This is a genomic window from Streptomyces sp. 2323.1, from assembly GCF_900221035.1.
Classification (GTDB): Bacteria; Actinomycetota; Actinomycetes; order Streptomycetales; family Streptomycetaceae; genus Streptomyces; species Streptomyces sioyaensis.
Map to the genome: position 1 here is coordinate 1,233,782 of NZ_LT907981.1, position 26,158 is coordinate 1,259,939.

Below are 26,158 nucleotides of genomic sequence, written 5' to 3' on the forward strand. Positions count from 1 at the left end.
ATTGCGCCGGGCCGGGGGCGGCGTATGTGACCTGATCGGACGGCGCCCGGCGGGCCCGTCGCGCTCTACCGTGCGGTCATGCCCATGACGCGTACGCGTACCAGGACGATGCACCCGGCCGCGGCCGGGGCCAGGACCTCGGCCGGAGGCGCGGGCCGGACGGCCGGGGTCAGGGCCGCCGTACTGCTGGCGGCGACTGCCGCGCTGCTCCTCGGACTCTGCGCGCCCGCCCCGGCGGCCGCCCCGCCGCCCGCCGGCTCCCGCGTCCCCCTTCCCTCCCGTATGGCGGACACCGGGGGCAGCGACCAGCTCATCACCGCCCAGGCGCGCACCCCGCGCGCCACCACCGGGACGGTGATGTGGTGGCAGCGCCACAACGGCCGCTGGCAGCGGGCCGGTTGGGCACCGGCCCGGTTCGGCGCCCACGGGCTGACCGAGGGCCGCACCCGGGTGCAGGGCACCTCGACCACCCCGACCGGCCTGTACGACCTGCCGTTCGCCTTCGGCATCGCCCCGGCGCCGCCCGGCACCACCGTCCCCTACCGCCGGGTCGGCGCGGACTCCTGGTGGTGCGAGGACAACGCCTCGGCCTCCTACAACCGCTGGGTGGCGCCCCTGCCGCCGGACTGCGCGGCCGCCGAGTCCGAACGGCTGGCGGACCACCCCACGCAATACAGCCGGGCCCTGGTCACCGGCTTCAACTACCACCGTCCGGTACACGGCCGCGGCGCCGGGATCTTCCTCCACGTCCACGGCAAGGGCGCCACGGCCGGCTGTGTGTCCGTACCGGCCGGGGCGATGGCACGGATCCTGTCGTGGGTACGGCCGTCCCGGCATCCGCACATCGCCATCGGCACGGCGTATGGGCATACGGCGCTGACGCGGTACTGACGGGGCAGCCGACCCGCTTCTGACAGGGGCAAGGGCGGGGTTATGAAGGGCAGGGTTATGGGGGCAAGGGCGGGGTTATAGGGGCTCGGGTCTCGGGGGCTCGGAGCCCTCGGCGAGGCCCGGCGAGCTCTCCCCCGCCCCCGCCCCCTCCCCCTCCTCCCCCTTCGGGGGAGGGGGCGGGGGGTGGGTTCGGGGGTGGGGGGGAACAGCACCCGCTCCTCACGCCCGTGGCGCCCGGGCGTCGTAACGGGCGAACCCGCGCCGGGCAAGGCCCAGTCCGATGACCACCACGACACAGGCCACCCCGCCCCCGATCACCGCGGTCGCCGGGGACGTCAGATCGGCCACCGACCCGGCGAGGAAGTCGCCCAGCCGCGGCCCGCCCGCGACCACGACGATGAAGACGCCCTGGAGGCGGCCGCGCATCGCGTCCGGTGTCGCCGCCTGGAGCATGGTGCTGCGGAACACCATCGAGACGGTGTCCGAGCAGCCGGCCACCGCCAGGAAGAACAGGCCGAGCCACAGCTGACGGGAGAGTCCGAAGCAGGCCACGGCCGCGCCCCAGGAGACCACCGCGAGCAGGATGGCCAGACCGTGCCGGCGGATCCTGCCGAGCCAGCCGGAGAACAGCCCGCCCAGCACGGCGCCCACCGCGGGCGCGGCGACCAGCAGCCCGACGGTCTTGGCGTCCCCGGCGAACCACAGCACCGCGACCGCCGGGAACAGCGCCCGCGGCTGGGCGAGCACCATCGCCGCCAGATCGGAGAAGAACGTCATCCGCAGATTCGGCCGGGTGGCGAGAAACCGCAGCCCGTCCAGTACGGAGGCCCGGCGCCGCGGCCCCTCCCCCTGGTCGGGCCGCATGGACGGCAGCCGCCACATCGCATACAGCGAACCGCTGAAGGCCACCACATCGATCAGGTACGCGGTCTGGTAGCCCCACAGACCGACGATGACGCCGCCCAGCATCGGCCCGCACATCAGACCGAGGTTGCCGGTCAGGGAGTTGAGGGCATTGGCGGCCGGCAGCTGCTCGGCGGGCAGCAGCCGCGGGATCATCGACGAGCGGGCCGGTGAGTTCAACGCGAAGCAGACCGCCTGGACGGCGACGACCCCGTACAGCAGCCAGACCCGGTGGAATCCGGCCAGTGCGGCGACGGCCAGTGTGAGGGACATCGCGGTGGCGCCCGCGGCGCTGTAGAGGCCCAGGGTGCGGCGGTCGACGGTATCGGCGATGGCGCCGCCGTACAGCCCGAAGACCACCAGCGGGACCAGGGCGCACAGGCCCACCAGACCGACCGAGAAGGTGGAGTGGGTGAGGGCGTAGACCTGTAGCGAGACCGCGAGTGCGGTCATCTGCTGGCCCATCCAGGAGATGGTGTTGCCGCACCACAGACGGCGGTAGTCCGGGGAGGTGCGCAGCGGGGTCAGATCGGCGAATATCCGGGAGCGCAGGGGTATTTCGCCCTTTTCAGAGGTTGTTGTAGGGGCCACGCGGCGCAGTAAAGCACGCCGTCGGGACGGATGGGACGACAGGGCGAGAAGAGGCGCCCGGGGCACTCACCCCTTACGCGCCACCTCCGCGGCCGCCCGGTACGCCAGTGACCCACCGGCCCGTTCAGCTGCCCGTTCGCCAGTGGCCCGCAGGCCCGCTCAGCTGCCCAGTAGCCAGCGGCCCGCAGGCCCGTTCACCCACCACGTACGCCAGCGCTCCGCCAGCGACCCACTGCCCCGCTCAATCGTCCGGAAGCCCATACACCCTGCGCGCGTTGCCCGCGGCGATCATCGCGCCGACCCGCCGGGCGTCGTCGGCCGACCAGGCTCCGGACGCCGTCCAGTCGCCCAGGACGGCCGCCAGCGCGGTCCGGAACAGCGCGCTGCCGACCACGTACAGCTCCGGCAGGCCGTAGGCGTCGGTGGAGAAGAGCAGCTTGCCGAAGGGCGCGAGTTCCAGGAACTCGGCGAGCACGGCCGCCGCGCGCGAGCCGGTATGACTGAGCGTCAGCCCGACGTCGGCATACACGTGCGGGAACACGCTCGCCAGGTAGGCGGCCTGACGGTGGTACGGGTAGCAGTGCAGCAGCACCAGGTCCGTGCCGGTGTCGGCGGTGGCCCGGACCAGCCCGGTCAACAGCGCGGGGTCGGCGTGATCGAGGCGGAGGTCGGGGTCGCCGAATCCGGTGTGCAGCTGGAGGGGGCGGCCGGTGGCCACGGCCAGTTCGATGAGGTGGCGCAGCAGGACCGGGTCGGTGAGGCGGGGGGTGCCCGCGGCCATCCAGGAGCGGACGGCGGAGTGCACCGCACCGGGGGCGGGCGGCACGGGGTCCAGCGCGAGCCCGTGACGGTAGGCGGCGACTGTCTTGAAAGCGACGGCGGTGCGCGCGGCGTCGCGGACTGCGCGGGCGAGGGCGTCGGTGAGCTCCTCGGCGTCCCGGGCACCGGCCGCGGTGCGCTCGGCCAGCGTCTCCAGCCGTACGACCTCGTAGCCGGTGCCGCCGCCATCCGCGGCTGTCTCGGCGGGGCCGGTCAGGTCGCCGGGCAGCCCGGTGTCCAGGAGGTAGCTGCCGATGCCGGTGGCGCGCAGCAGCCGGCGCCGGGTCTCGTCCGGGCCCAGGTCGCGGCGGCGGGCCAGATAGCGGTCGGGCGGGCAGTGCGCCGGCAGGTCGAGCAGCGGCGGGCACCAGCGGCGTACCGCGAAACCGGCCTGGGTGTCGAAGAAGGTGGTGCCGGTCGCGGGCGGCCGGTCCGATTCGGTGAGGTACGAGGAGAACGTCCCGGGGTCGGGCTCGTACCGGAGCACGCCGTGGCAGTGGTGGTCCACCAGCGGCGGCAGGCCGTCGGCGGCGCCGGGGCCAACTCCCGCGACGTCGGCGGGCATCACCACCGCCAGCGGGTGGCGGCGGCGATCTCCTCCGCCTCGCTCTCGGCGAAGTGGGCCTCCTCCGCGCGCCGCACGGCCAGCACCGCGCCGTGCAGCACCTCTCCCATCGCCTCGTGCAGCGGGGCCGACTTCTCCAGCCGGTCGGCGGCCTCGGTGAGGGTGGCGGGCAGCCGTACGATGCCGCGCCGGGCCCGCTCGCGGACGCCGAGTACGCCCGGGTCGCCGGTCTGCGGGTCGGGCAGCTGCGCCGCCGATTCGATGCCGTGCAGTCCGGCGGCGATGACCGTGCCCACGGCGAGATACGGATTGGCGGCGGCATCGAACGTCTTGACCTCGGCGTGACCGCCGTCCGGGTCGTCGGGGGCGCCGGTGATCAGCCGCAGCGCCGCCTCCCGGTTCTCCACGCCCCAGCACTGGTAGACGCCGGCCCAGTGGGAGGGCTGCAGCCGCAGATAGCTGGCGGGTGACGGGCAGCCGATGGCGAGCAGGGCGGGCAGGGCGTCGACGAGTCCGCCGAGGAAGGCCACCGCGTCCGGCGCCAGGCCCCATTCGGCGCCGGGGGTCCGGTGCAGGCTCGCCCCGTCGCGGTAGAGGCCGAGGTGGAGGTGGCAGCCGTTGCCGACCTGGCCGGCGACGACCGACGGGGCGAAGGAGGCACGCAGCCCGTGCCGGGCGGAGACGGCGCGGACGGTCTCCCGGACCAGCACCACGTCGTCGGCGGCGCGCACCGGATCGGCGGGGGCGGTGGTGACCTCGAACTGGCCCGGGGCGTACTCGGGGTGGAGCTGGAGTACGTCCAGGCCCTGGACGGCGAGCGCCTCGGTGACGTCCCGGAGGTAGTCGGAGAGTTCGACGACGCGCGTCATGCCGTAGGCGGGGCCCGCGCAGGGGTAGTCGAGCACCTCGTCCGCGCCCTCGGCGGCCGGGCCGTGCCCCGCCGGGGCGCGGGTGACCACCCACTCCGTTTCGAAGCCCATCCGCAGTTCCAGACCGGCCGCGCCGGCCCGCTCCACCATCCGCCGGGCGAACTGTCGCTGGCAGGCGGGGTGCGGCCGGCCGAGCTGGTCGTAGCGGTCCACCGGCGCCCAGGCCCAGCCGGGCTGTGCCGCGAGGACGACGACGCGGTCCAGGTCGGGGAAGAGCCGCAGGTCCCCGTCGGGCCCGCCGACGTGCTCGGATTCGGTGATGTCGTCGTCGGAGGTGAAGACGTCGAAGACGGGCGACATCCCCACGCCGCGCTCCGCGGCCGCCGCGAACCGCTGCACCGGAACGGTCTTGACCCGGGTGATGCCAGCATTGTCCACCCAGGTCAGCGCCACGTTCAGGACGCCCTCCGAGGTCAGTTGCGCCGCCAGCCGGCGGGCTTCCTCGCGCTGTTCCGCCCGCGATCCCATAAATCCGTCCTCACTCGACCGTGCCGACCCCTCGGCGCCCGCTGTGCTGACCACCCGTGGCCGGCGCAGCCCGATGCCTGGCCGGTCAGGAGCAGTTGAACTCGCACCATACGCACTTTCCGCTGCCGCGCGGTTCCACACCCCAGACATCGGCCAAGCGGTCCACGAGGAGCAGACCGCGGCCGGAGACACCGGCCTCGCCCGGTTCCCGGCGCCGCGGCAGGCTGCTGGAGTGGTCCTCGACCTCCAGCCGCAGCAGCCGCCCGACGCTGTGCGGCATACGGATGTTGACCACGGCCTCGCCGTCGGTGTGCAGCAGCGCGTTGGTGATCAGCTCATCGGCGACCAGCTCGATCTCCTCGGCCCGCTCGGCCGCGCCCCAGGCGCGTACCGCGGCCCGGATCATGTGCCGCGCGGCCGACAGCCCGTCGGGGTCGGCGGGTGCGATGTGCTGACGGAACCGTCCGACGATGTCGTGCTCCGGGGCGCCGAGGCGGCGCAGCAGAAGCAGCGCCATGTCGTCCTCGCCGGTCCGGGCGCCCGCCGACTCGCAGAGCCGGTCGGCGAGTTGCTGGACGTCCTGGGGGCCGTCGCGGACCTCGCGGGCCAACTGCCGCATCCCCTCGTCGAGATCGGTGCCGGGCTGTTCGACGATGCCGTCGGTGCACAACAGCAGGGTGTCGCCCGGGGCGAGCTGGACGGTGGTGACCGGATAGTCGAGCCGGCGGAATTCGGAGGCGATGCCGAGCGGCAGCCCGCCGGCCACCGGCAGTCTGCGGCAGATGCCCTCGGCGTGCCGCAACAGGGGGTCGATATGGCCGGCCCGGACGATCCGGGCCGCGCCGGTGCTCAGGTCCGCATCGACATAGGTGCAGGTGGCGAAGCGGTCGGTGTCGAGCTCGTTGAGGAAGGCGGAGGCGCGGGCCATGACGGTGGCCGGGGCGTGCCCTTCGGCCGCGTAGGCGCGCAGCACGATCCGCAGCTGGCCCATCAGCGCCGCGGCCTGGGTGTCATGGCCCTGGACGTCGCCGATGACGGCGGCGATCCGGCCGTCGGGCAGCGGAATAACGTCGTACCAGTCGCCGCCGATGTCCCGGCCCATCCGGGCGGAGCGGTAGCGGACGGCGATCTGCGCGTTTGCGACGCCGGGGATCCGGCGGGGCAGCATGGCCTGCTGGAGGCCCGCGGCGAGATCGTGCTCCTGGTCGTAGAGCATGGCGCGGGCCAGGCTCTGCGCGATGCTGCTGCCGAGCGCCAGCAGGACGCTGCGTTCCTGGTCGCGGAAGTCGCTCTCGCGCTCGAAGAACAGGCCGATCACACCGATCGGGCGGCCCTGGGCGATCAGCGGCAGATAGGCCGCGGAGTTGACGTTCAGCGGCTCTATGGCCGGCCACAGCCGCGGCCAGCCGCGCCGGAACTCCGCACGGCTGGACACATACCGCGGGGTGAGCGTGCGGACGACCTCGCTCATCGGGAATTCGTCCCCCACCCGCGTGTATTCGAGGTCCGGTACGAAGCTGCCCGCCTTGCCCTCGGAGATCAGCCGGATACGGCCCGCCTCGACGAGGCCGAGGATCACGTTCTCCGCGCCCAGCCGGCTCAGCCCCTGCTCGTCGGCGAGCACGGCGATCACGTCACCGACCGTTCTGGCGTGTGCCAGGGCGGCGGTGGTGCGCTCGACGACGCTGGTGTGCCGACGGCGTTCCTCATCGCCGGCGAGCCGCTCCGCCGCGTGGGTGTACTCCTGGCTGGCGTCGCGCACCACCCCGATGATGCGCCGGGGCCGGCCTCTGCCGTCCCGCCGGATGCTGCCCTGGCTGTGGGTCCAGCGCAGCTCGCCGTCGCGCAGCCGCACCCGGAAGTACGCGCCGTAGGAGTCGCTGCCGTCCTTGAGCGCCCGGGCGACCAGGGCGTCCAGACGGGCCGCTTCATGGGACGGGAGGCGACACCTGAGGGTCTCCGGACGGTCGTCGTAGTCCGCCGGGAGCATGTCGAACACCTCGAGGGCGGGCGCATCCATGTGCATCAGCCCGCTGTCGAGGTCCCAGTCGAAGCCACCCATGCCGTTGAGGGCCAGGGTCAGGTCCGGGTGGGCGGGCCAGTCGTCCGGCACCGACACGGCGGGCAGCTTCGCTCCCCGGTCAGCCATGACGTCACTTTGCCACATTCGCCCGGATTGCGGCGTCTCCAGTCGATTCCCTCCGTAGAGCCCCGGAACCACCACCTCGGCAAACTGACTCATGCATCAGCTACCTCAACACCCCACCGCCTGTTTCGGTGCGAATAAGGCGATGAGAACCCCCCCTCCCTCCCCCACACTATTGCGATGTTCTCAACGCGCTGTTACGGTCCCGGACCATGGACGACGCCCCCGGAGACCGGGTCACCGACGACACCGGCGATGTCACGGACCGTGTCCGGCAGGTGATCGGCCGGCTCGGCTGCAGCCACCGCGAGTTCGCCCGCCGGATCGTGATGGACCCCTCGAAGCTGTCCCGGTCACTGGGCGGCACCCGGCGGTTCACCCTCGCCGAGATCGTGCGGATCGCCGATATCGGGGCGGTCGACACCGGCTGGCTGCTCGGCGCCCCGGCCCGGCCCGCCGCGGGGGCCGACCGCGAGCCGGCAGCCGTCCCCGAGGGCGGCCGGCCGCTGCAGATCGTGCGGGAGACCGTCCGGCTGATCGCCGTACACGGCTTCCACGGCGTACGCGTCGCCGACATCGCGGCCGCCTGCGGCACCAGCCCCGCCGCCGTCCACTACCACTTCCCCGGCCGCGACGAGCTGCTGGAGGCCGCGGTGCGCTGGTGCATGGACGAGGACACCGAACGCCGCGCCGCCGGCCTGGCCGAGGCCCCCGACGCCGGTGCCGAGCTGCGGCAGCTGATCGCGCTGCAGACCCCGCGCACCGAACAGCAGCGCCGCCAGTGGCTGGTCTGGCTCGACCTGTGGGCCCAGGCGGCCCGCTCCACCGCCGTCGGCCGGCTCCACGAGCACTACTACCGGCAGTGGCGCAGCACCGTCGCCGACGTCGTACGGCGCGGCATCGACCAGGGCGTCTTCCGCGCCGTCGATCCGGAGTTCACCGCGCTACGGCTGACCGCACTGATCGACGGCCTGGCCACACAGGTGCTGGCCACGGCACCGGACAGCACCGGCCCCGACACCATGCACGCCGCCCTGCTCGCCTTCGTGGAGAGCGAGCTGACCCCCGCCGGTTGAAGCCGCCCCTCAGCACACCCACCGAAGGGACTCCCGTGAACAACGAGGTCATCATCACCTGCGCGCTCACCGGCGCCGGTGACACCGTCCGCCGCTCCCCGCACGTCCCGGTGACGCCCGAGCAGATCGCCGCGTCGGCCGTCGAAGCGGCGTCCGCGGGCGCCGCCGTGGTGCACATCCATGTACGGGACCCCGAGACCGGCGCCCCCTCCCGCGATCCGCGGCTGTACGCGGAGGTCGTCGAGCGGATCAAGGAGACCGGCACCGACGTCGTCATCAACCTCACCGCCGGCATGGGCGGCGACCTGGTGATCGACCCAGAACGCCCGCTCCGGCAGCTGCCCGGTACGGACCTGGTGGGCGGCCTGGAGCGGCTCCCGCACGTCGAGGAACTGCTGCCCGACATCTGCACCCTGGACTGCGGCTCGCTCAACTTCGGCGACGGATCCACCCTCTATGTCTCCACCCCCGACATGCTGCGGGCCGGCGCCCGGCGCATCCAGGAACTCGGCGTACGGCCCGAGTTGGAGATCTTCGACACCGGTCAGCTGTGGTTCGCCCAGCAGCTGCTGGGCGAGGGGCTGCTGGACGACCCGACGGTCTTCCAGCTGTGCATGGGCATCCCCTGGGGCGCCCCGGCCGACCCGGGTGTGCTCCAGTCCATGGTCCACATGCTGCCCGAGGGCGCGCAGTGGGCGAGTTTCGCGCTCGGCCGGATGCAGCTGCCGTGGGCCGCCCAGTCGATCCTTCTCGGCGGCAACGTCCGGGTCGGCCTGGAGGACAACCTCTACCTCAGCAAGGGCGTCAAGGCCACCAACGGGCAGCTGGTCGAACGTGCCGTACAGCTCACCGAGTTGCTCGGCGCCACGGTCGCCACACCCGACCAGGCACGTGCCCGGCTGGGGCTGAAGCCGCGCGCCTGACCCCGCGCCCGCACACACCTCCTCCACCTCTCCGCCTGGAGCCGCTCACCATGCCTGAAACCCTCCCCGCCCCCTGCGCCCCCGAGGACGTACGCCGTGTCGCCTGTATCGGCGCCGGAGTGATCGGCGGCGGCTGGGCCGCCCACTTCCTCGCCCGCGGCTACGACGTCACCGCCTGGGACCCGGCCCCCGACGCAGAGGAGAAGCTCCGCCGTCTGGTGGCCACCGCCTGGCCCGCGCTGGAACAGATAGGCCTGGCCGAGGGCGCCGCACCGGACCGGCTGACCGTCGCCGGCACGCTCGCCGAGGCGGTCGCCGACGCGGACTTCGTCCAGGAAAGCGCCCCCGAGAAGCTGGAGTTGAAGCGCTCGCTGCTCGCCGAGCTGACCGCCGCGACCCGGCCGGGCGTGGTCATCGCCTCCTCCACCTCCGGCTACCCGATGACCGATATGCAGACCGCGGCCGGGGACGCCGGCCGCCTGGTCGTCGGCCACCCCTTCAACCCGCCGTACCTGATCCCACTGGTCGAGGTCGTCGGCGGCGAACGGACCGACCGCGCGGCCGTCACCTGGGCGTCCCGCTTCTACGAGGTGGCGGGCAAGTCCGTCCTCACCATGGACCGCGAACTGCCGGGCTTCATCGCCAACCGCCTCCAGGAGGCACTGTGGCGCGAGGCGCTGCACATGGTCGCGAACGGCGAGGCCTCGGTCGCGGACATCGACGCCTCGATCACCGAAGGCCCTGGCCTGCGCTGGGCGTTCATGGGCCCCTGCCTGACCTTCGCGCTGGCCGGCGGCGAGGGTGGCATGGCGCACATGCTCGACCACTTCGGCCCGTCCCTGAAGTCGCCGTGGACCCGTCTGGAGGCGCCGGAGCTGGACCGTGCGCTGCGCGACGCCATGGTCGAGGGCTGTGCGGAGGCGGCGGGCGACCGCAGCTATGCGGACCTGGTCGCCGCGCGCGACCAGGGCGTCATCGATGTCCTGCGCGCCACCGGCCGGCTGGGAGACACGTCACGATGAGCCCGCACCCGCCGGGAGGCCTCCCGCTCTTCCGCCGACGGGTCCAGGACGACTGGATCGACTACAACGGCCACCTCAGCGAGGCCTACTACGTCCTGGTCTTCGGCTTCGCGACCGATGCCCTGATGGCGGCGGCCGGGCTCGGCCCCTCCTACCGCGAGCGCTCCGGCTGCTCCCTCTACACGGTCGAGGCACATGTCCGCTACCTCCACGAGGTGGCCCGCAACACCGAACTCACCGTCCGTACCACCGTGTTGGGTGTGGACGGCAAGAAGCTCCGCCTCCTCCACGAGATGTTCGCCGGTGCGCCGGCGGGCGACCCGGTGGCCACGGAGGAGTTGTTCACCCTGCACATCGACCGGTCCGCGGGCCGGGCGGCGCCGTTGCCGGAGGCCACCCGTGCCTTCCTCATCGGGCTGGTCGCTCCGGCGCCCTCGTGGGCGGGGCACGGGATCCGGGAGGTGTGAGGAGCGGGGCGGCCGTCGGGGGTGCCGGATGCCGCGCGGGGACGCCACCCCGGGCCGGTGCCATCCTGGAAGACGGTCCCGCCACCGATCCGGCAAGGAGAAGGAGACACGACCATGAGCACGACTAAAGGCCACCACATCGACGTCACCCAGGGCAGCGAGCACGTCCGCGTCGAGATCGACGGCCGGCTGATCGCCGAGAGCAACCGCCCGCTCCTGCTCGCGGAGACCGGCTACCCGGTGCGGTACTACTTCCCGCCCGAGGACGTACGGACCGAGCTGCTGGTCCCCTCCGACACGCACACCGTGTGCCCCTTCAAGGGCACGGCCTCCTACTGGTCGCTGCCCGGCGGCCCGGAGGACGTCGTGTGGGCCTACCCCGAGCCGCATGACCAGGTCGCCCCGATCAAAGATCATTTCTGCTTCTACGAGGTCGAGCGGGACTGACACCGGCCGGCCCGACACCGCACAATCGAAGGGTGAACGACGCGGACAAGACACCCGACACACCCGGCCCGCCCCCGACCCGGACGTCCGGCCCCCCGCGGCCGGGCACCGAGGGCGGCGATCCGGCCTGCTGGCTGGACCAGGTGTGTGCGGCCTGCGGCCGGATCCGCGAACGGCCGGGCGGTGAGGTCTGCGAGCACTGCGGCGCCGCGACGGCGGACGGCGCGGGCGGGGACGAAGGCGACGCGGCCCGGAACGGCGAGCCCGGGACCCCCGGCACCCCCCAGCGGCGGGCCGCAGGGCCACTCCGCCGGGACCGCGACGAGGAGGGGCGGGCCCGCAGCGCCCGCCCCCGCGATGGGCTCGGCCGCCCGCTCCCCTACGGCTCCCCGGGGGTGGCGCGGCAGCCCGAGGGGGTGGCGCGGACACCCGCACAATCGCTGGCCGAGGCACAGCGGCTGCTCGACGACGGGATGCCGTTCCATGCCCATGAGGTGCTGGAGGACGCCTGGAAGGCGGCGCCGGAGGCGGAGCGCGAGCTGTGGCGCGGACTCGCCCAGCTCGCGGTGGGACTCACCCATGCGGCACGCGGCAATGCCGTGGGCGGCACGGCGCTGCTCGACCGGGGGACGTCGGCCCTCGCCCCGTATGCGGACGCGGCCCCTTACGGGATCGACATCGCGGGACTCCTCGCCTGGTCCCGGGAGCTGACCGGACGTCTGACCGGCTCCGGGGCCGTACCGGCGGCGGAGACCGCGCCCCGGCTCCGGACCACCGGCGACACGACCGAAAACCGCCCCACCGCCGAGGGGTGAGGAGGGCTCCGCGGGGACAGACGGAGCCCTCCTACCAGCCGTACGGCACAGCCACCGCCGCTCGCCGGCCGTTACCCCCAGCCGTCCAGCCCAGTCACCGCCGCTCGCCGGCCGTACGCCCCACCGGCCGCCGGCCTACGCCGTGCCGCGCCCCGCTCCGCCACGGCCGCGCGCCTGCCGCCAGCGGGTGAGCAGGGCGCCCAGCCCGATCGCCGCGACGCCGGCGCCGCCCGCCCCCAGGACCAGGGTGGAGCGCCAGGGGGAACCGTCGCGGGCCGCGGCCCCGGTCGTCCGGTCTGCCACCGGACCCGGCCGGGCGCCACCGTCGTAGGAGGCGCTCACGGCGTGCAGGGTGCCCACCGGCTGGGCCTTGCCCTCGGCGTCGAAGCCCCAGTCCAGCAGCGAACCGGCCTCCTTGTAGACACCGTTGGCCTGCGTCGACTGCGGGTTCATGACGGTGACCAGCAGGGTGCGGCCGTTCCGGCGGGCGGCGGCGATCAGGGTGTTGCCGGCCTTGGAGGTGTAGCCGTTCTTCACGCCGATGATGCCGGGGTAGCGGGCCAGCCCGTGCGAGCCGACCAGCATGCGGTTGGTGTTCTCGATCCGGGTGGTGCCGCCGGCGCCGGGGAACTGGGCACTGGTGGTGGCGCAGTAGCGGGCGAAGTCGGCGTTGGCGAGTCCGGCGCGGGCGAAGATGGTCAGGTCGTACGCGGAGGACACCTGGCCGGGCGCGTCATAACCGTCCGGGGACTTGACGGTGGTGTCGCGCGCGCCGAGCCTGCGGGCGGTCTGCTGCATCTCCCGCGCGGTGGTCTGCCAGCCGCCGTTCATCGACGCCAGCACGTGCACCGCGTCGTTGCCGGAGCGCAGGAAGACCCCGCGCCACAGGTCGGCGACGGTGTAGCGGCGGCCCTGCCGGACGCCGACGACGCTGCTGCCGGCCCCGACACCCTCGAGGTCCGCGGAGCTGACCTGGCGCACGGTGCCGCCCGGGAACTTCGGAAGGACGGTGACCGCGAACAGCGTCTTGAGGGTGCTGGCCGGGGCGAGCTTGCGGTGCGCGCTCTTCGCGGCCAGCACATTGCCGGTGTCCGCGTCGGCCACCATCCAGGACAGTGCGGACAGCCCGCCGGGCAGCCGCGGTATGCCGGGGGCGGTGACCGCCTGTACCCCGGCATCGGCCACGCCGGCCTGACGGCCCGTCGCCCCGTCCGCCGCGGCCGGTATGCACGTCAGTGAGACCCCGGCGAGGGCGATCGCCGCCGTCGCCGCTGCCGTCTTGGACATCCGCGCGTGAGTTGCCATGCCGTCACGCTATGGAGTGGGACGGCAACCCGCAGCACAGTTGAGCCAGACGGGCCATCGTGCCGCCACCCGCCCGGCATATCGCAACTGCAACGGGTGCAAAGAAAGGCCCGCCCGGTGCGACGGGGGATGCACACCGGGCGGGCTCAGACACCTTTCTACCGCATGAGCGAACGGTTATGCCTCAAAAACTTGTTCGCTCGCCGTTTCCCAGGCGACGGGCAGCGAAATCAGGCCACGCGACCGGAGGGTCCTGCGGTGCCGCAATTCACCACGCGGGACGTCCAGTCGCAGCTCCGGGAAGCGGCCGAGGAGCGCTTCGAGCGCGGTCACCGCCTCCATCCGGGCGAGCGGCGCGCCGAGGCAGTAGTGGATGCCGTGGCCCATCGCGAGGTGCCCGGAGAGGTCCCGGCCGCGGTCCAGCGCGTCCGGCGCAGGGAAGCGCGCGGGGTCGCGGTTCGCGGACGCGATCGCCAGCAGCACGCTGTCCCCGGCCGGGATCCGTACGCCGCCGATCTCCACGTCCTGGGTGGGGAAGCGGCGGATCGCCAGCGGACCGGGGCCGTCGTAGCGGAGGAACTCCTCCACGGCCGCCGGGAGTTCGGCTGGATTCTGCTGCAACTGACGGAGTAGGTCCGGGTGGTCGAGCAGGGCGAGCACGGCGTTGCCGATGAGGTGGACGGTGTTCTCGTATCCGGCGAAGAGAATGAGGAAGGCGAGCGAGGTCAGTTCGTCCTCGGTGAGCCGGTCGCTCCCGTCGGCGGCGGGCGCGTCATCGCGGACCGCGATCAGGTCCGAGAGCAGATCGTCGCCCGGCTCGGCGCGCTTGGCCGCGATCAGCCCGGTGTAGAACTCCAGCATCGCCCCGATCGCCTGCTTCATCCCCTCCGGCCGGCTCGGATCGGGCGTGATCAGCGCGTCCGACCAGGCCAGGAAGTCCCGCCGGTCGCGCTGCGGGATCCCGAGCAGATCGCAGATCACGGTGATCGGCAACGGCCCCGCATAGTCGGCGATCAGGTCCGCGCGGCCGCGCTCGGCCATCGCGTCCAGCAGTTCGTCGGCCACCCGCCGTACGGGCGCCCGCAGCGTCTCGACCCGGCCCGGGGTGAAGGCCTTGACCACCAGGCGGCGGACGCGGGTGTGGTCCGGCGGATCCATGTTCAGCAGATTGGCGTCCAGCGCGGGCGGCAGCGCGAAACCGCGGTATCCGCCGGGCCCGGCATGGCGTCGGTCCAGGGAGAGCCGGGGATCGGCGAGTGCGCTGCGGACGTCGTCGTAGCGCGTGACCAGCCAGGCGGGGCTGCCGTCCGCGCCGGTGATCCGGTGCACCGGTCCGGCCTCGCGTAGCGCGGCGTAGGCGGCGTACGGATCGTCGAGCAGGGGCGTCACGTCGATGGGGGCGTCGGGGCCGGTCTGGGCGGTGTTCTGCATGGGCCCGACTCTAGGGTGTGGCCGCGACGTCCCCCTGCGTAGTCTCCCGTCCGGCAACACCCACAACACCGGCGAGGGCGGCACCGGTTCAGGAACCGGTGCCGCCTCGGTGGTTCGGGCGGCCCGGACCCCCGTCCCGGGCCACCCCGTCTCAGGGGGTGTTCCTCAGTTGCGCGCCACCGCGCTGCGCTGGCGCAGCTCGGTGAGCACGGTGTCGATCAGCGGCGAGTGGTAGACATCCGCCACCAGGGCCAAGTGCTCGTACTCCGCGGTGAGTTCGGCCGGTTCGCTGCCGCTGGCGACCACCACGCTGTCCGCGCCGTGGTCGGGGACATGACCGACCGCACGGTTCTCCAGACCGCGACGGAGCGCGGCGGCCTCCGCAACCGCCGCCAGTTGCCGGTCGTCCAGCGCGACCGCGCGGGCCCGCTCCCGGGCGATGTCCACGGCGTCGGACTCCACATGGCGCCGGATACCGCGCTGGACGTCCCGGATCTCGGCCATCTGCCGGTTGGCCCGCCACTCCAGATCGGCGAACGGCCAGCGCACGGACCACGCCGAGGTTTCCATCGTCACCTCCGGGGTCTGTGCGGTGACGGTCCGCCAGAGCGGGGAGAGGCGGCGCAGCCGGCGCCAGGCGGCGACCCGCGGGCCGGCCGCCGGCAGCGCGAACCCGGCGAGGACCATGAGCGCCGCGACCGAGGCACCCAGCGGGGCCACGCCGTTGGAGAGCCACAGCGCCGGGTGGCCCGCCCAGGACAGGGCGAACCCGATGACCTTGCACGCGCAGTAGACGAGGCCCAGCCAGCAGCCCGCGGCCAGCACCCGCAGACCGCGCGCCAGGTACGTGCCGCCGAGCCGGGCGGCGTAACGCGGACACAGCGTCCCCAGGGCCGCACAGGTGAAGCCGAAGATGGCCAGATACAGCACCAGGAACAGCATGACGCCAGGAGAGTCGGTGTACGCGGTGCTGAAGTCGCGGGGGTGCTCGACGGCGTCCGGCCGGCCGATCGCGAAGCCGGCGATCGCCACCGCCCAGAGCGCGGCCACACCCCCGACGGCGACGCGCGCCCCGGTCCGCGCACGGGCCCTCCCGGCCGACCCCTCCCCCACCGTCCAGCGCAGCAGCAACACCAGCGCACCCGCGGCGAACACCACGACGGAGGAGTAGAGGAACACCATCGCGAGGTTGGCCACACCGGCCAGCCGGTCGAAGGCGCGGTAGAGGCTGGGCGCGGAGAAGAGGAAGACCGTCGCCACCCCGCCGGTCATCACGCAGGCCAGCCCCAGGTCCGCATTGCTGCGGTCCCGGAACCAGGCGACGGATTTGTACCCGACGATCACCCAGGCGGCCAGGCCGAACGACAGATAGATGACATCAAACACGCGAGCCCCCGTCCGCACCGGCGCCACCGGCGGGGGCCCCCTGCTGACGCCGGATGTGCTGGAGGGCGGGCCCGAGCGCCGCCGCCAGCTCGGCCGCCTGCCCCTCCAGGGGGAGTTCCCGCTCGGCCGCGGACGGTGCGACCCGCTCCATCAGCAGCGTGCCGAGCACCTCGGTCTCCCGCTCGGCGAGGTTGTCGTAGCCGTGGTGCCGGGCGAAACCCATGGTCAGGCCCATCCGCCGCATGGCGGTGGCGACATCGACGGACGGCGTCCACAGCTTCAGGGCGTCCTCGGTGACCGCGGGATCCTGGGCGTGCCCCAGCAGGAGGTGGCTCAGTTCGTGCAGCACGATGTGCGCCTGGTGCCACGGTGAGGTCTTGAGCTCGTAGAAGACCCAGTAGCCGTCGTCGGTGACGGCCGTCATGCCGGAAACCACTCCGCCCAGGCTCATCGGCACGAGATGGACGGGCCGCGCCACACGCGCGGCGACGATGTCACACATCCCGCGCAGATCGATTGCGGCGGGCAGCGCCAGCTCCTTGATCAGCTGCTTGCACCGCCTGCGTATCTGCCCCACTCGCATGCTCGTCCCGTCCTCGTGTCCGGCCCGCTGCCAGGTAGCGAAGATCTGGCCGCGCTCAGCGGTCCGTGTCGATTCACTCACCGCGCCGGTCACCGCCCTGCTCCGGCGGATCGGCCGGCAGATTCATCTGCTCCCGGAACTGGCAGATGATCGTCGTCAGGCTGTCCTGCACCTCCGGCGGCAGCCCCACGGAGCGCAGCGCGATGGCGCGCACCCGCTGGTCCCGCATCGCGGCGAGGAAGCGCACCTCCTCCTCCACCCGCGCGGCCTGCGGCTGCGAGAGGTCCCCCAGCAGATACCCCACCGGCACCGCGAAGAACTTGGCCAGCGCGCGCAGCAGTTCCGGACTCGGGTTCGTACGCCGGCTGTTGCGCAGCATCGACAGATACTGCTCGGTGACCTTGACCCCGCCGTACTCCTCCGCTCCCCCGCTGATCTCCTCGGCCACAAAGGAGTTGGTGTACGGGGCCCCGGGCGGATGCATGTTCGCGAAGAGATGGTTGAGCCGCTCCGCGAGCGCACTGCCCGCCTCCTTGGACCGGCCGTCGCCCCCCACGCTCATGCCCACCGTCCCCCATCGATCGAGCCCAACGAACAGTTAAGGCGCTGGAATTACGCCTCTCATCCTGTCATGCCGGGAACGCGGTGCACCAGTCCACTTACGGACAGTAGGGGCCGACCGACTTAACCGGGAGTTGAGTGGCGGCGCGGTCACACAGAGCGTGAGCGATGGCAACCATCCGGTCGGCCACCCAGCCGGCCGCTGGCGCCTCTCCCGCAACATGACAGCGATTTCCGGGGTGTTGGTGCGCCCCCTCTGCATCGCACGCCAACCGGGGCTGCAAAACGAGGAGTTGGTAAGCCGCGGAGGAATCCATGAACGTCAGGGCGGCCACAACAGCCCGGCGCCCCTCAGCTCCGAGGGCCCGGCACCAGCACGAGCAAACGACCCGCGGGCCCTCAGAGACCGACAGCTCGCCACGTACGGACGAACCGGGCAGGCGGAACGCCGCGGACACACCCGCGGACTCGATACCTCTCCCCGCAAGACAGCGGGACGCCGCCCCGCAAAACAGCAGGCGAACATACAGAAGAGGCCGCTCCCCTCAGGGAAACGACCTCCGACCTGCACAAAAGCAAGTCGGGACGACAGGATTTGAACCTGCGACCCCTTGACCCCCAGTCAAGTGCGCTACCAAGCTGCGCCACGTCCCGATGCCCGTTCTGGCCGGGTTGTCCCGGCTGACCGCGCACGAGAACAATACCGCATGTCAGAGGGTGGGTGCTGCCATTTCGTAGCGCACGGCCCCACCTGCCGGGTCGGCGAGATGAGTACCCGTACTCATGCGCGGCTGTCACCGCGCCGCCACGCTACGCGCATGACTACTCCATCGATTCAGCGGCCGACGACCACGGCCTTTTTCGTGCAGTCCGCGATCTCGTTCGGACTGTCGCTGGCGGCGCTGATGATCGGGATCACCAGGCTGCCCGTGGGCCCCTGGGAGCGCGGGTTCCTCGCCCTCGGGCTGATCTTTGTGGTGTCCTCGGCGTTCACGCTGGCCAAGTGCGTACGCGACCGCCAGGAGGTCGCGGAGGTGACGAACCGGGTGGACAAGGCCCGGATCGACAAGATCCTCATCGAGCAGGACGTCTTCCATCCGGGGAAGGTCTGACCCCGGCCGCGTCGGGGCCACGGATCTCCGGATCCGTGGCCCCGACGCTTGACCTGAAGCGCGCTTGAGGTTGCTCAGATGCGCTTGTCGAGCCAGGCCAGGAGATCGGCCTGGACCTCGTCGCGGTTGGTCTCGTTGAGGATCTCGTGGCGGGCGTCCGGATAGGCCTGCCAGGTCAGATCGCGGGTGCCCAGATAGCGGAAGTCCTCCAGGAGTTCATGGACCAGGGTCATCCCCTGATGACAGGGGTCCAGCTCCCCGACGGCGACATGGACGGGCAGTCCGCGCGGGATACGGGCCAGATTGTCCGGGTCGTTGATCTTGCGGATGGCGCGTACCCAGTCGAGGGCGAGCCCGGCGCAGAACGGGAAGCCGCAGTCCTCGTCGGCGACGTAGGCGTCCACCTCGGCGGCGTCGCGGGAGAGCCATTCGAAGCCGGTGCGGTGGGTGAAGGCGTCGTTGAAGGAGCGGAAGGTCCGCGGGATGAAGGCCGACAGGGCGCCGCGGCCGTGCGCGGCGGCCTCCGCCTCCAGTTCGGCGACGGCGCCCTCGATGTCCAGGCCGGGCAGGGTCCGGAAGGTGCCGGTGAGGATCAGTCCGGCGAGGTCGGCACCGTACTCCTGCGCGTAGTCGCGGGCCAGCAGCGAGCCCATGCTGTGGCCGAGCAGCACCAGGGGGACACCGGGGTGGGCGGCGGCCGCGTGGTTGCCGATGCCCTTGAGGTCGCTGACGATCGCCCGCCAGGCGTCCTCGCCGACCACTCCGCGGCCGCCGGTGGACGCGGCGGTCGCGCCGTGGCCCCGGTGGTCGGAGGCGAGGACGCCATAGCCGTGGCCGGTCAGGAAGCGGGCGAAGCGGTCGTAGCGCCTGCCGTGTTCGGCGGCGCCGTGGGCGATCTGGACGAGGGCGCGCGGGTGGCCGGATTCCGGGAGCCAGGTGTAGGTGGCGATCCGGGCGCCGTCCGGGGCCTGGTGGACAGCTGGCTGCATGGCCTGCATGGCGTCGTCTCCTGAGTGCCGGGGCGGTGGCTGACGAGTCGTCGGCGCCCACTCTTCCGCGCCGCACCGTGGTACGCCACGGGGCGCGCGTGGCGGAGTTGACCCGTCCGCGGCGGTGCGTGACACGATCAGCCGGCTGTTTCCCGGCGCCTGCGCCTCAACTCCCTGTCACAGGAGGACCGTTGGACACCGCAGACTCTTCCGAGAACTTCCCCCGTCCCCCCTCGCCGCTGTCCCGCCGCAGATTTCTGCAGGGCACCGCCTCGGCCGCCGCGGTGGCGGGACTGGCCGGGGTCCACGCCCCCGGAGCAGCGGCGCAGGACGCCGGAGCGTCCGGCGCCGCGCTGTCCTTCACGGCCGCCACGAATGGCGCGGCCTCCCTCGCCCCGGCCGGTGACCGGTTGATCGCCGAGGTCCAGAACGTGCTGTGGTCGCTGCCGCGGGCCGGCGGCGAGGCGGTGGCGCTGACCCCGCCCGATCTGGAGCCCACCCGTCCGGTGCACTCGCCCGACGGCCGCACGCTCGCCGTCTGCGCCTACCGCGGCGGCAGCTTCCATCTGTGGACGCTCGGCACCGACGGCTCCGGCCTGCGGCAGCTGACCGACGGCCCGTGGGACGACCGTGGCCCCGCCTGGTCGCCCGACGGGACCCGGCTCGCCTTCGCCTCGGAACGGGGCGGCGATGCGGTGGCCGGCAGCCCGTACCGGTTATGGGTGCTGGAGGTGCACACCGGCCGGCTGACCCGGGTCACCGGGCTGCCCGGCCAGGACGGGCCGCATCAGGACGGTGCCTGGGAGGACTTCGACCCCTGCTGGTCCCCGGACGGCTCGCGGCTGGTGTTCGTGCGCGGGCAGGTGGCGGGCGCGGCGCTGGTCTCCCGTACGGTCGCCTCCGTGCCGGCCGACGGGCGGGGCGCGGTGCGCACCGAGTACACCGAGACCGCGGCCGCCCAGGTGCTGGCGCCGGCCCTGTCCCCGGCGGGGCGGCTGGCCCATCTGCGGACCACGGACTATCCGGCGCCGACCTGCACCCTGGTGGTGGACGGCGTGCCGGTCGCGGTCGACGGCGATGTGGCGCCGGTGCCGCCACGCTGGGTCTCGCGCGAGGAGCTGCTGCTGACGGTCGGCGGGCAGTTCCGGATCGTCCGGGCCGACGCTCCCCGGCAGAGCGAGCACATCCCGTTCACCGCGCGGCTGCCGCTGGACCGCCCCGGCCACCGCGTCAAGGACTACGGCTTTGAGCGGACGGCGGCGGGCCCGGTGCGCGGGGTCCATCTGCCGGCCCTCTCCCCCGACGGCCGCCGGGTCGCCTTCGGCGCGCTCAACTCCCTGTGGATCGCGCCCACTTCGGGCTCCGGTGCGCCGCGCAGGGTGGTCCGGGCCGATGCCACCCGGTACGTCTCGGCGCCGAGCTGGTCCCGCGACGGGCGGGCGCTGCTCTACACGGACGACCGGGACGGGCTGTTCGCGGTGCGCCGCCGGGATCTCGCCTCCGGCACGGAGACGGTGCTGGCCACCGGCGGCCGGGTGCTGCCCGCGCTGGCACCGGACGGCGGGCGGCTGGCCGCGCTGGACATGTCGGGGAACCTCGTCGTACGGACCCTGCCCGACGGCACGGAGAAGGTGCTGGCCGCACCACTGGGCGCCGGCGGCCTGCCCGGCCGCCCCAGCTGGTCCCCCGACGGGCGCTATCTGGCGTACTGCGACCGCAACCGCCTCAACCGCCGATTCCGCGAGGGCTACAACATCATCCGGGTCCTCGACGCCGAGACCGGGAAGGAGCGGCGGTATGCGGTCGCCGAGCATGTCTCGATCGCCGACCGGCATGACTCCGGGCCCGTGTGGTCGCCCGACGGCCGCTGGATGGCGGTGATCGCCGAGTCCGCGCTGTGGGTGCTGCCGGTGCGCCCGGACGGGACGCCGGACGGTGCGCCGCGGCGGCTGACCGACGAGAGCGCCGACCATCCGTCGTGGTCCGGCGACTCCGGCACGCTCCTGTATCTCTCGGCCGGGAAACTGCGGCTGACCGGCGTGTCCGGTGGTGCGGCGCGGACCGTTCCGCTGTCCCTCACGCGGCGCCCCGCGCGCGCCCGGGACACCGTCGTGCACGCGGGCCGGTTCTGGGACGGCACCGGGGACGAGGTGCACTCCGATGTCGATGTGGTGGTGCGGGACGGGCGGATCACCGCCGTGGAACCGCACCGTCCGGGCCGGGCCGGGGCGGCCCGGCGGGTGGACGCCTCCGGGCAGACCGTGCTCCCCGGCCTGTGGGATGCGCACACCCATCCGTGGCAGACGACGTACGGCGGACGGCAGACCGCGCTGCAGCTCGCCTACGGCATCACCACCGCGGTCTCCTGCGGCGGCTTCTCCTATGAACAGGCCCGCATCAGGGAGGCCGTGGCGGACGGTGCGCTCGCCGGGCCGCGGCTGCTGACCTGCGGAGAGCTGCTGGACGGCGGCCGGGTCGCCTACAGCATGGGCCGCGCACACCGCACCCGCGCGGGGCTGCGCCGCTCGCTGGAGCGCGGCGCGGCACTGGAGTGGGATTTCGTCAAGACGTACGTCCGGGCGCCGGGCTGGGTGATGGCGGAGGCCGCGCGCTTCGCCCATCAGCGGCTCCACGTCCGCTGCGGGAGCCATCTGCTCACCCCGGGCATACAGCTCGGACAGGACCTGACGACCCATCTGCAGGCCACGCAGCGGCTGGAGTTCGGGCATGCGGTGTCCGGCTCCGGGCACGCCTACCAGGACGTCGAGGAGGTCTACACCGGCACCGACTTCCACCTGCTGGCCACGCCGTTCTCGGCGGGCGCACTGCTCGGTGACGATCCGGCGCTGGCCGACGATGCGCGGGTGGGGAGGCTGATGCCGCCCTGGGACACCGCGGTCGTACGGGAGCACGCCGGGCAGCGCCCCACCCCCGGGCAGCTGGCCGACATCGGGACCGAAGTCTCCTTCTACCGACGGGTGCTGGACGGCGGCGGGCTGGTCGCACTGGGGACCGATCAGCCGCTGGTGCCGGTGGGCCTGGGACTGCATCTGTGCCTGCGGGCGCTGCACCGCGGCGGTCTCGGCGTGGCCCGGACGCTGCGCACCGCGACCGCCCTGCCCGCCCGGGTGTTCGGCGCGGAGCGGGATCTGGGGACGCTGGAGGTCGGCAAGCTCGGCGACATGACGGTGGTGGACGGCGATCCGTTCGAGGACTTCGACTCGCTGGTGCGGACCTCGGCGGTGCTGCGCGGTGGCCGGCTCGTCGAGCAGCGGCAGCTGATCGACTCCTTCCCGGCGCCTGCCGACCGGTCGCTGCGGGCGGGCGGCGCCGACTGGCTGGAGGTGGGCCGGCAGCAGCGCCGCGAGTCCTGCTGCGACCCCTCGCACTGAGCCACGGCACCCCACCACGAGGGGCTGGGGAGGCGAAGGGTGGCGCGGTTCCGAAGCCCCCGGAACCGCGCCACGGACCCCGTCGAACAAGGGGTGGTGCGCATCTTCTTCGCGCTTCAACTCTTCGTCCAAATGCCACCAGTTGATGTTTTATGCGGCCCGGAGTAGGTATGCCAACGGGTATTGCACGGGGTAAGCGATAGCTCACGTTCCGGAACGTTCACTGCAGACGGCGCCGCCGGTGCCGTCCCGAGGCGGGGTGCGACCAGCACGGAGAAGATCGCGGAGGAGGGGCTCGTCTTGCATGGCTATTTCACGAACCAGAGACATGAGGCACTCCGCAAACGGGTGCGGGACTTCGCCGAAAGGGAGGTCCGCCCCCGGATTGCGGAGATGGAGGAGAACCGTTCCGTTTGCCGTGATCTCTCCCGCCTGATCGCCCGTCAGGGGTGGATAGGCGCCACCGTGCACCGCGCCTACGGCGGCATGGGCGCCGGCCACGTCGCCAAGACCCTCATCATCGAGGAGCTCTCCCGGGTGAGCGCCGCGATGGGCGCGATGGTGCAGGCGTCGCAGCTGGGCGTGGCGAAGATCGTCCACTTCGGCAGCGAGGAGCAGAAGAAGACCTGGCTGCCCGCCATAGCCTCCGGCGACTGCCTGCCGACCATTGCCGTCACCGAACCGCAGTCCGGCAGCCACGTGCTGGGCATGGCCTCCACCGCGGTCCGCGACGGCGACGACTACCTCCTCAACGGCCGGAAGATCTACGTCGGCAACAGCCATGTCGGCGATCTGCACGGCGTGGTCGTCCGCACCGGTGAGGGCTCCAGGGGCCTGTCGGCCTTCCTCGTCGAGTCCGACAGCCCCGGCTTCCGGGTCGGCGAGCAGCAGCCCGCGATGGGGCTGCACGGCTTCAGCTTCGGTGAGCTGTTCTTCGACAACTGCCGGGTCCCGGCCGCGAACCTGCTGGGCCGGGAGGGCGACGGCCTGTCGGTCGCCTACTCCTCCAGCGTGCTCTACGGACGCCCGAATCTGACCGCCGTGTCCCTGGGGATCCATCAGGCGGTGCTGGACGAGACCACGGCCTTCTGCGCCCAGCGGCAGCGCTACGGCAAGGCGCTGGCCGATCTGAGCACCATCAAGCTCAAGCTCGGACGGATCCAGTCGCGGCTGCTGCTGGCCCGTCTCTCGGCCTATCACGCGGTGCATCTGCTGGACCAAGGGCAGCCCTGCGACGCCGAGTTGATGAACGCCAAGCTGGTCAATGTGGAATCGGCACTGGAGTCGGCGCGCGACGCGATGGACGTCCATGCCGCATGCGGGCTGTTCACCGACCGGCCGATCGAGCGCTTTCTGCGGGACGCCCATCACATCTTCGCGCCGGCCGGCACCTCCGACATCCAGCTGCTGCGCCTGGGTGAGCTGGCCCTGGGCCGGGCGCAGGGCGAGTGGTCCAGCCGGCTGGCGGATCTGCTGCGGCTGGAGCCCTCGGAATGGCCGGAGGACGACGCCGCCGCCCGCACCCCCGCCCCGGTGCCGGGTGAGGACGCCGCGGCCACGGTGCCGGGCCAGCGCACCGGAGGGTCGCGCCGGCGCCCGTGGTGCACCGGGCTGAAGTGAGCGGCCGGCCGCGCCCCCGAGCCGCGGCCGGCATCCCGGGGCCCGCCCATGCGGCGGCCCCGGGCCGGGCGTCCGGCCATGGGCCGTACGCCGCGCTCCGGGGCCGGGACCGCTCGCGTCAGGGCACGTCGCTGTGCTGCTTCTCCATGCTGTGGATCTGCTCGACGAGTTCGGCCGCCATCGACTTGATGGTCTCCAGCCCCTCCCGCCCCCAGGGGCGCGGTTCGAGGTCCACGACGCAGACGGTGCCCAGCGCCATCCCCGTACGGTCGATCAGCGGCGCGCCGAGGTAGGAGCGGATGCCGATCTCGTCGACTACGGGGTTGCCGGCGAACCGCGGATAGTCACAGACGTCCTCCAGCACCAGGGCCTTGCGGCGGACGATGACATGCGGGCAGTAGCCGTGGTCCCGGTCCATCACCCGGCCCGGCTGGGCACTGGCGGGCGCCGGCCCCAGCTCGACGGCTCGGTCCTGGTCGGGCGTGTAGAGACCGGCGAAGTACTGCCGTCGCTCGTCGATGAAGTTGACCATCGAGTACGGCGCCCGGGTGGTCCGGGCGAGCTTGCGGGCGAACTCGTCGAACGCGGGCAGCGGGGATTCGCCGATCCCCAGGGCGCGCAGCCGGGCGACCCGGGCGGGGGCCTCGTCGTCCTGCGGGGTGAGCAGCAGATGCCGCGTCGGGTCGTAGGAGATGTACGGGACGCGGGAGGCGGGGTGGTTCATGGCAGCTCCGGGGTCGCGGCGAGGGCGGGGGTGAGCAGATGCTGGACGAGCGCTACCAGGACGCGGGTCGCCGAGCTGCTTTGTCGGGCGTCGCAGAGCACGACGGGGATGTCCGGGGAGAGGTCTATCGCGCTGCGGACCTCGTCCGGTGCGTAGTGGTAGGAGCCGTCGAACTCGTTGACGGCGACGATGAAGCGGATCCCGCGCCGTTCGAAGAAGTCGACCGCGCCGAAGCACTGGTCCAGCCGCCGGGTGTCGGCGAGGATCACCGCGCCGAGCGCGCCGTTGGACAGCTCGTCCCACATGAACCAGAAGCGCTGCTGCCCGGGCGTCCCGAAGAGGTAGAGCAGATGCGCGGGGCTGAGGGTGATCCGGCCGAAGTCCATGGCGACGGTGGTGGTGCTCTTGTCCTCGACGCCCGCCAGATCGTCCGTGCCGACGCTGATCTGGGTGAGGAGCTCTTCCGTACTGAGCGGCTCGATCTCGCTCACCGCTCCGACGAAGGTCGTCTTGCCGACGCCGAAGCCGCCCGCGACCAGGATCTTGAGCGCGGTGGGGAAGGCATCGGTGGCGGGATCCCCCAGGGCAGGGGGGTCACAGTCGTTTGCGAAGTCCATTCAACACCGCCTCCAGCAGGGCACGGTCGGTACGGGACGCGGGCCCTGCCGAAACGGCTGCGGGAGCCCGCGCGGTGAGTGCCCCGCAGTCGACGAGGTCGGCGAGGAGCACCTTGGTGACCACGGCGGGCAGCCGTATGTGGGCGGCGATCTCGGCCACGGAGACCGGGCCGCCGCACAAGCCCAACACCTGGGCGTAGTCGGGTCCCTGGCAGGAGACGGGCCGCCGGCCGGTGGCCATCACCATCGTCAGCAGGTCGAAGTGCGCCGTCGGACGGGTCCGGCCGTTGCTGATGGTGTACGGGCGGACCAGCCGGCCCGCGGCGTCGTCGAACCACGGTTCCCCGCCCTGCCGCCGTCGGCGACGCACGGCCAT

The 26,158-nt window shown here is 72.7% G+C and carries 23 protein-coding genes and 1 tRNA gene; 10 read left to right on the top strand and 14 right to left on the bottom strand.

The genetic code is table 11. The features are described 5' to 3' along the window. Positions 1–78 precede the first annotated feature (78 nt). Positions 79–891 carry a L,D-transpeptidase family protein gene (locus CPH93_RS04695; RefSeq protein ID WP_443031432.1) on the top strand — a complete coding sequence of 271 codons (813 nt, stop codon included), beginning with the start codon at positions 79–81 and terminating at the stop codon, positions 889–891. Positions 892–1,110: 219 nt separating this feature from the next. On the opposite strand, the gene CPH93_RS04700 is transcribed toward CPH93_RS04695, so the two are convergent. From CPH93_RS04700 to CPH93_RS04715, 4 genes are all read right to left on the bottom strand, one after another. Next, positions 1,111–2,385 carry an MFS transporter gene (locus CPH93_RS04700; protein WP_096212048.1) on the bottom strand — a complete coding sequence of 425 codons (1,275 nt, stop codon included), beginning with the start codon at positions 2,383–2,385 and terminating at the stop codon, positions 1,111–1,113. Between the two features lie 241 nt (positions 2,386–2,626). Further along, on the bottom strand, positions 2,627–3,769 hold the full coding sequence (locus CPH93_RS04705; protein ID WP_096215310.1) for an amidohydrolase family protein: 1,143 nt from the start codon (positions 3,767–3,769) through the stop codon (positions 2,627–2,629). Then, on the bottom strand, positions 3,769–5,166 hold the full coding sequence (locus CPH93_RS04710; RefSeq protein WP_096212049.1) for a glutamine synthetase family protein: 1,398 nt from the start codon (positions 5,164–5,166) through the stop codon (positions 3,769–3,771). Before CPH93_RS04710 ends, CPH93_RS04705 begins: the two co-directional genes overlap by 1 nt. An 85-nt stretch (positions 5,167–5,251) precedes the next feature. Beyond that, a complete protein-coding gene (locus CPH93_RS04715; RefSeq protein ID WP_096215311.1) occupies positions 5,252–7,315 on the bottom strand; it encodes a SpoIIE family protein phosphatase in 2,064 nt (687 codons plus the stop codon). A 209-nt stretch (positions 7,316–7,524) separates the two neighbouring features. On the opposite strand from CPH93_RS04715, the gene CPH93_RS04720 reads away from it, so the two are divergent. The 6 genes from CPH93_RS04720 (at position 7,525) to CPH93_RS04745 (ending at position 12,062) form a co-directional block, all read left to right on the top strand. Further along, positions 7,525–8,388 carry a TetR family transcriptional regulator C-terminal domain-containing protein gene (locus CPH93_RS04720; RefSeq protein WP_093486825.1) on the top strand — a complete coding sequence of 288 codons (864 nt, stop codon included), beginning with the start codon at positions 7,525–7,527 and terminating at the stop codon, positions 8,386–8,388. A gap of 35 nt (positions 8,389–8,423) precedes the next feature. After that, positions 8,424–9,311, top strand: coding sequence for a 3-keto-5-aminohexanoate cleavage protein (locus CPH93_RS04725; protein WP_096212050.1), 888 nt, complete (start codon positions 8,424–8,426; stop codon positions 9,309–9,311). A gap of 50 nt (positions 9,312–9,361) precedes the next feature. Then, positions 9,362–10,333 carry a 3-hydroxyacyl-CoA dehydrogenase NAD-binding domain-containing protein gene (locus tag CPH93_RS04730; RefSeq protein WP_096212051.1) on the top strand — a complete coding sequence of 324 codons (972 nt, stop codon included), beginning with the start codon at positions 9,362–9,364 and terminating at the stop codon, positions 10,331–10,333. After that, positions 10,330–10,800, top strand: a complete 471-nt coding sequence (locus CPH93_RS04735; RefSeq protein WP_093486819.1) for a thioesterase family protein — start codon at positions 10,330–10,332, stop codon at positions 10,798–10,800. Before CPH93_RS04730 ends, CPH93_RS04735 begins: the two co-directional genes overlap by 4 nt. 114 nt (positions 10,801–10,914) lie before the next feature. Further along, positions 10,915–11,247 carry a DUF427 domain-containing protein gene (locus tag CPH93_RS04740; protein ID WP_093486817.1) on the top strand — a complete coding sequence of 111 codons (333 nt, stop codon included), beginning with the start codon at positions 10,915–10,917 and terminating at the stop codon, positions 11,245–11,247. A gap of 32 nt (positions 11,248–11,279) precedes the next feature. Next, positions 11,280–12,062, top strand: coding sequence for a DUF309 domain-containing protein (locus CPH93_RS04745; protein ID WP_096212052.1), 783 nt, complete (start codon positions 11,280–11,282; stop codon positions 12,060–12,062). Between the two features lie 135 nt (positions 12,063–12,197). On the opposite strand, the gene CPH93_RS04750 is transcribed toward CPH93_RS04745, so the two are convergent. From CPH93_RS04750 to CPH93_RS04775, 6 genes are all read right to left on the bottom strand, one after another. Beyond that, positions 12,198–13,367 carry a D-alanyl-D-alanine carboxypeptidase family protein gene (locus CPH93_RS04750; protein WP_231977183.1) on the bottom strand — a complete coding sequence of 390 codons (1,170 nt, stop codon included), beginning with the start codon at positions 13,365–13,367 and terminating at the stop codon, positions 12,198–12,200. Positions 13,368–13,544: 177 nt separating this feature from the next. Then, entirely contained in the window at positions 13,545–14,798 is a 1,254-nt protein-coding gene (locus tag CPH93_RS04755) for a cytochrome P450 family protein (protein WP_096212054.1), read from the bottom strand. 165 nt (positions 14,799–14,963) lie between these two features. After that, positions 14,964–16,184 (bottom strand): MAB_1171c family putative transporter, encoded by a 1,221-nt coding sequence (locus CPH93_RS04760; RefSeq protein ID WP_096212055.1) that lies wholly within the window; start codon positions 16,182–16,184, stop codon positions 14,964–14,966. Then, on the bottom strand, positions 16,177–16,761 hold the full coding sequence (locus tag CPH93_RS04765) for a hypothetical protein (protein WP_096215312.1): 585 nt from the start codon (positions 16,759–16,761) through the stop codon (positions 16,177–16,179). The genes CPH93_RS04760 and CPH93_RS04765 overlap by 8 nt, the downstream gene beginning before the upstream one ends. Positions 16,762–16,840: 79 nt before the next feature. Next, on the bottom strand, positions 16,841–17,329 hold the full coding sequence (locus tag CPH93_RS04770) for a helix-turn-helix domain-containing protein (RefSeq protein WP_006601984.1): 489 nt from the start codon (positions 17,327–17,329) through the stop codon (positions 16,841–16,843). A 579-nt stretch (positions 17,330–17,908) separates the two neighbouring features. Next, a tRNA-Pro gene (locus CPH93_RS04775) sits at positions 17,909–17,982 on the bottom strand. Between the two features lie 164 nt (positions 17,983–18,146). Between CPH93_RS04775 and CPH93_RS04780 the strand changes: the two genes are divergently transcribed. After that, positions 18,147–18,440, top strand: a complete 294-nt coding sequence (locus CPH93_RS04780; RefSeq protein WP_173909715.1) for a YiaA/YiaB family inner membrane protein — start codon at positions 18,147–18,149, stop codon at positions 18,438–18,440. Positions 18,441–18,514: 74 nt separating this feature from the next. Here the strand turns inward: CPH93_RS04780 and CPH93_RS04785 are convergent, their stop codons facing one another. Beyond that, positions 18,515–19,438, bottom strand: coding sequence for an alpha/beta fold hydrolase (locus CPH93_RS04785; protein ID WP_096212056.1), 924 nt, complete (start codon positions 19,436–19,438; stop codon positions 18,515–18,517). A 182-nt stretch (positions 19,439–19,620) separates the two neighbouring features. On the opposite strand from CPH93_RS04785, the gene CPH93_RS04790 reads away from it, so the two are divergent. Continuing rightward, entirely contained in the window at positions 19,621–22,821 is a 3,201-nt protein-coding gene (locus CPH93_RS04790; RefSeq protein WP_096212057.1) for an amidohydrolase family protein, read from the top strand. 300 nt (positions 22,822–23,121) lie between these two features. Then, entirely contained in the window at positions 23,122–24,441 is a 1,320-nt protein-coding gene (locus CPH93_RS04795) for an acyl-CoA dehydrogenase family protein (protein WP_093486801.1), read from the top strand. 118 nt (positions 24,442–24,559) lie between these two features. Here CPH93_RS04795 and CPH93_RS04800 read toward each other — a convergent pair whose 3' ends face one another. Genes CPH93_RS04800 through CPH93_RS04810 form a run of 3 tightly spaced genes read right to left on the bottom strand, consistent with a single transcriptional unit; the run spans position 24,560 to position 26,158 of the window. Beyond that, positions 24,560–25,165, bottom strand: a complete 606-nt coding sequence (locus CPH93_RS04800) for a GAF domain-containing protein (RefSeq protein WP_173909716.1) — start codon at positions 25,163–25,165, stop codon at positions 24,560–24,562. Further along, positions 25,162–25,782 carry a GTP-binding protein gene (locus CPH93_RS04805; RefSeq protein WP_093486799.1) on the bottom strand — a complete coding sequence of 207 codons (621 nt, stop codon included), beginning with the start codon at positions 25,780–25,782 and terminating at the stop codon, positions 25,162–25,164. Before CPH93_RS04805 ends, CPH93_RS04800 begins: the two co-directional genes overlap by 4 nt. Beyond that, positions 25,760–26,158, bottom strand: a complete 399-nt coding sequence (locus CPH93_RS04810; RefSeq protein ID WP_093486797.1) for a DUF742 domain-containing protein — start codon at positions 26,156–26,158, stop codon at positions 25,760–25,762. Before CPH93_RS04810 ends, CPH93_RS04805 begins: the two co-directional genes overlap by 23 nt.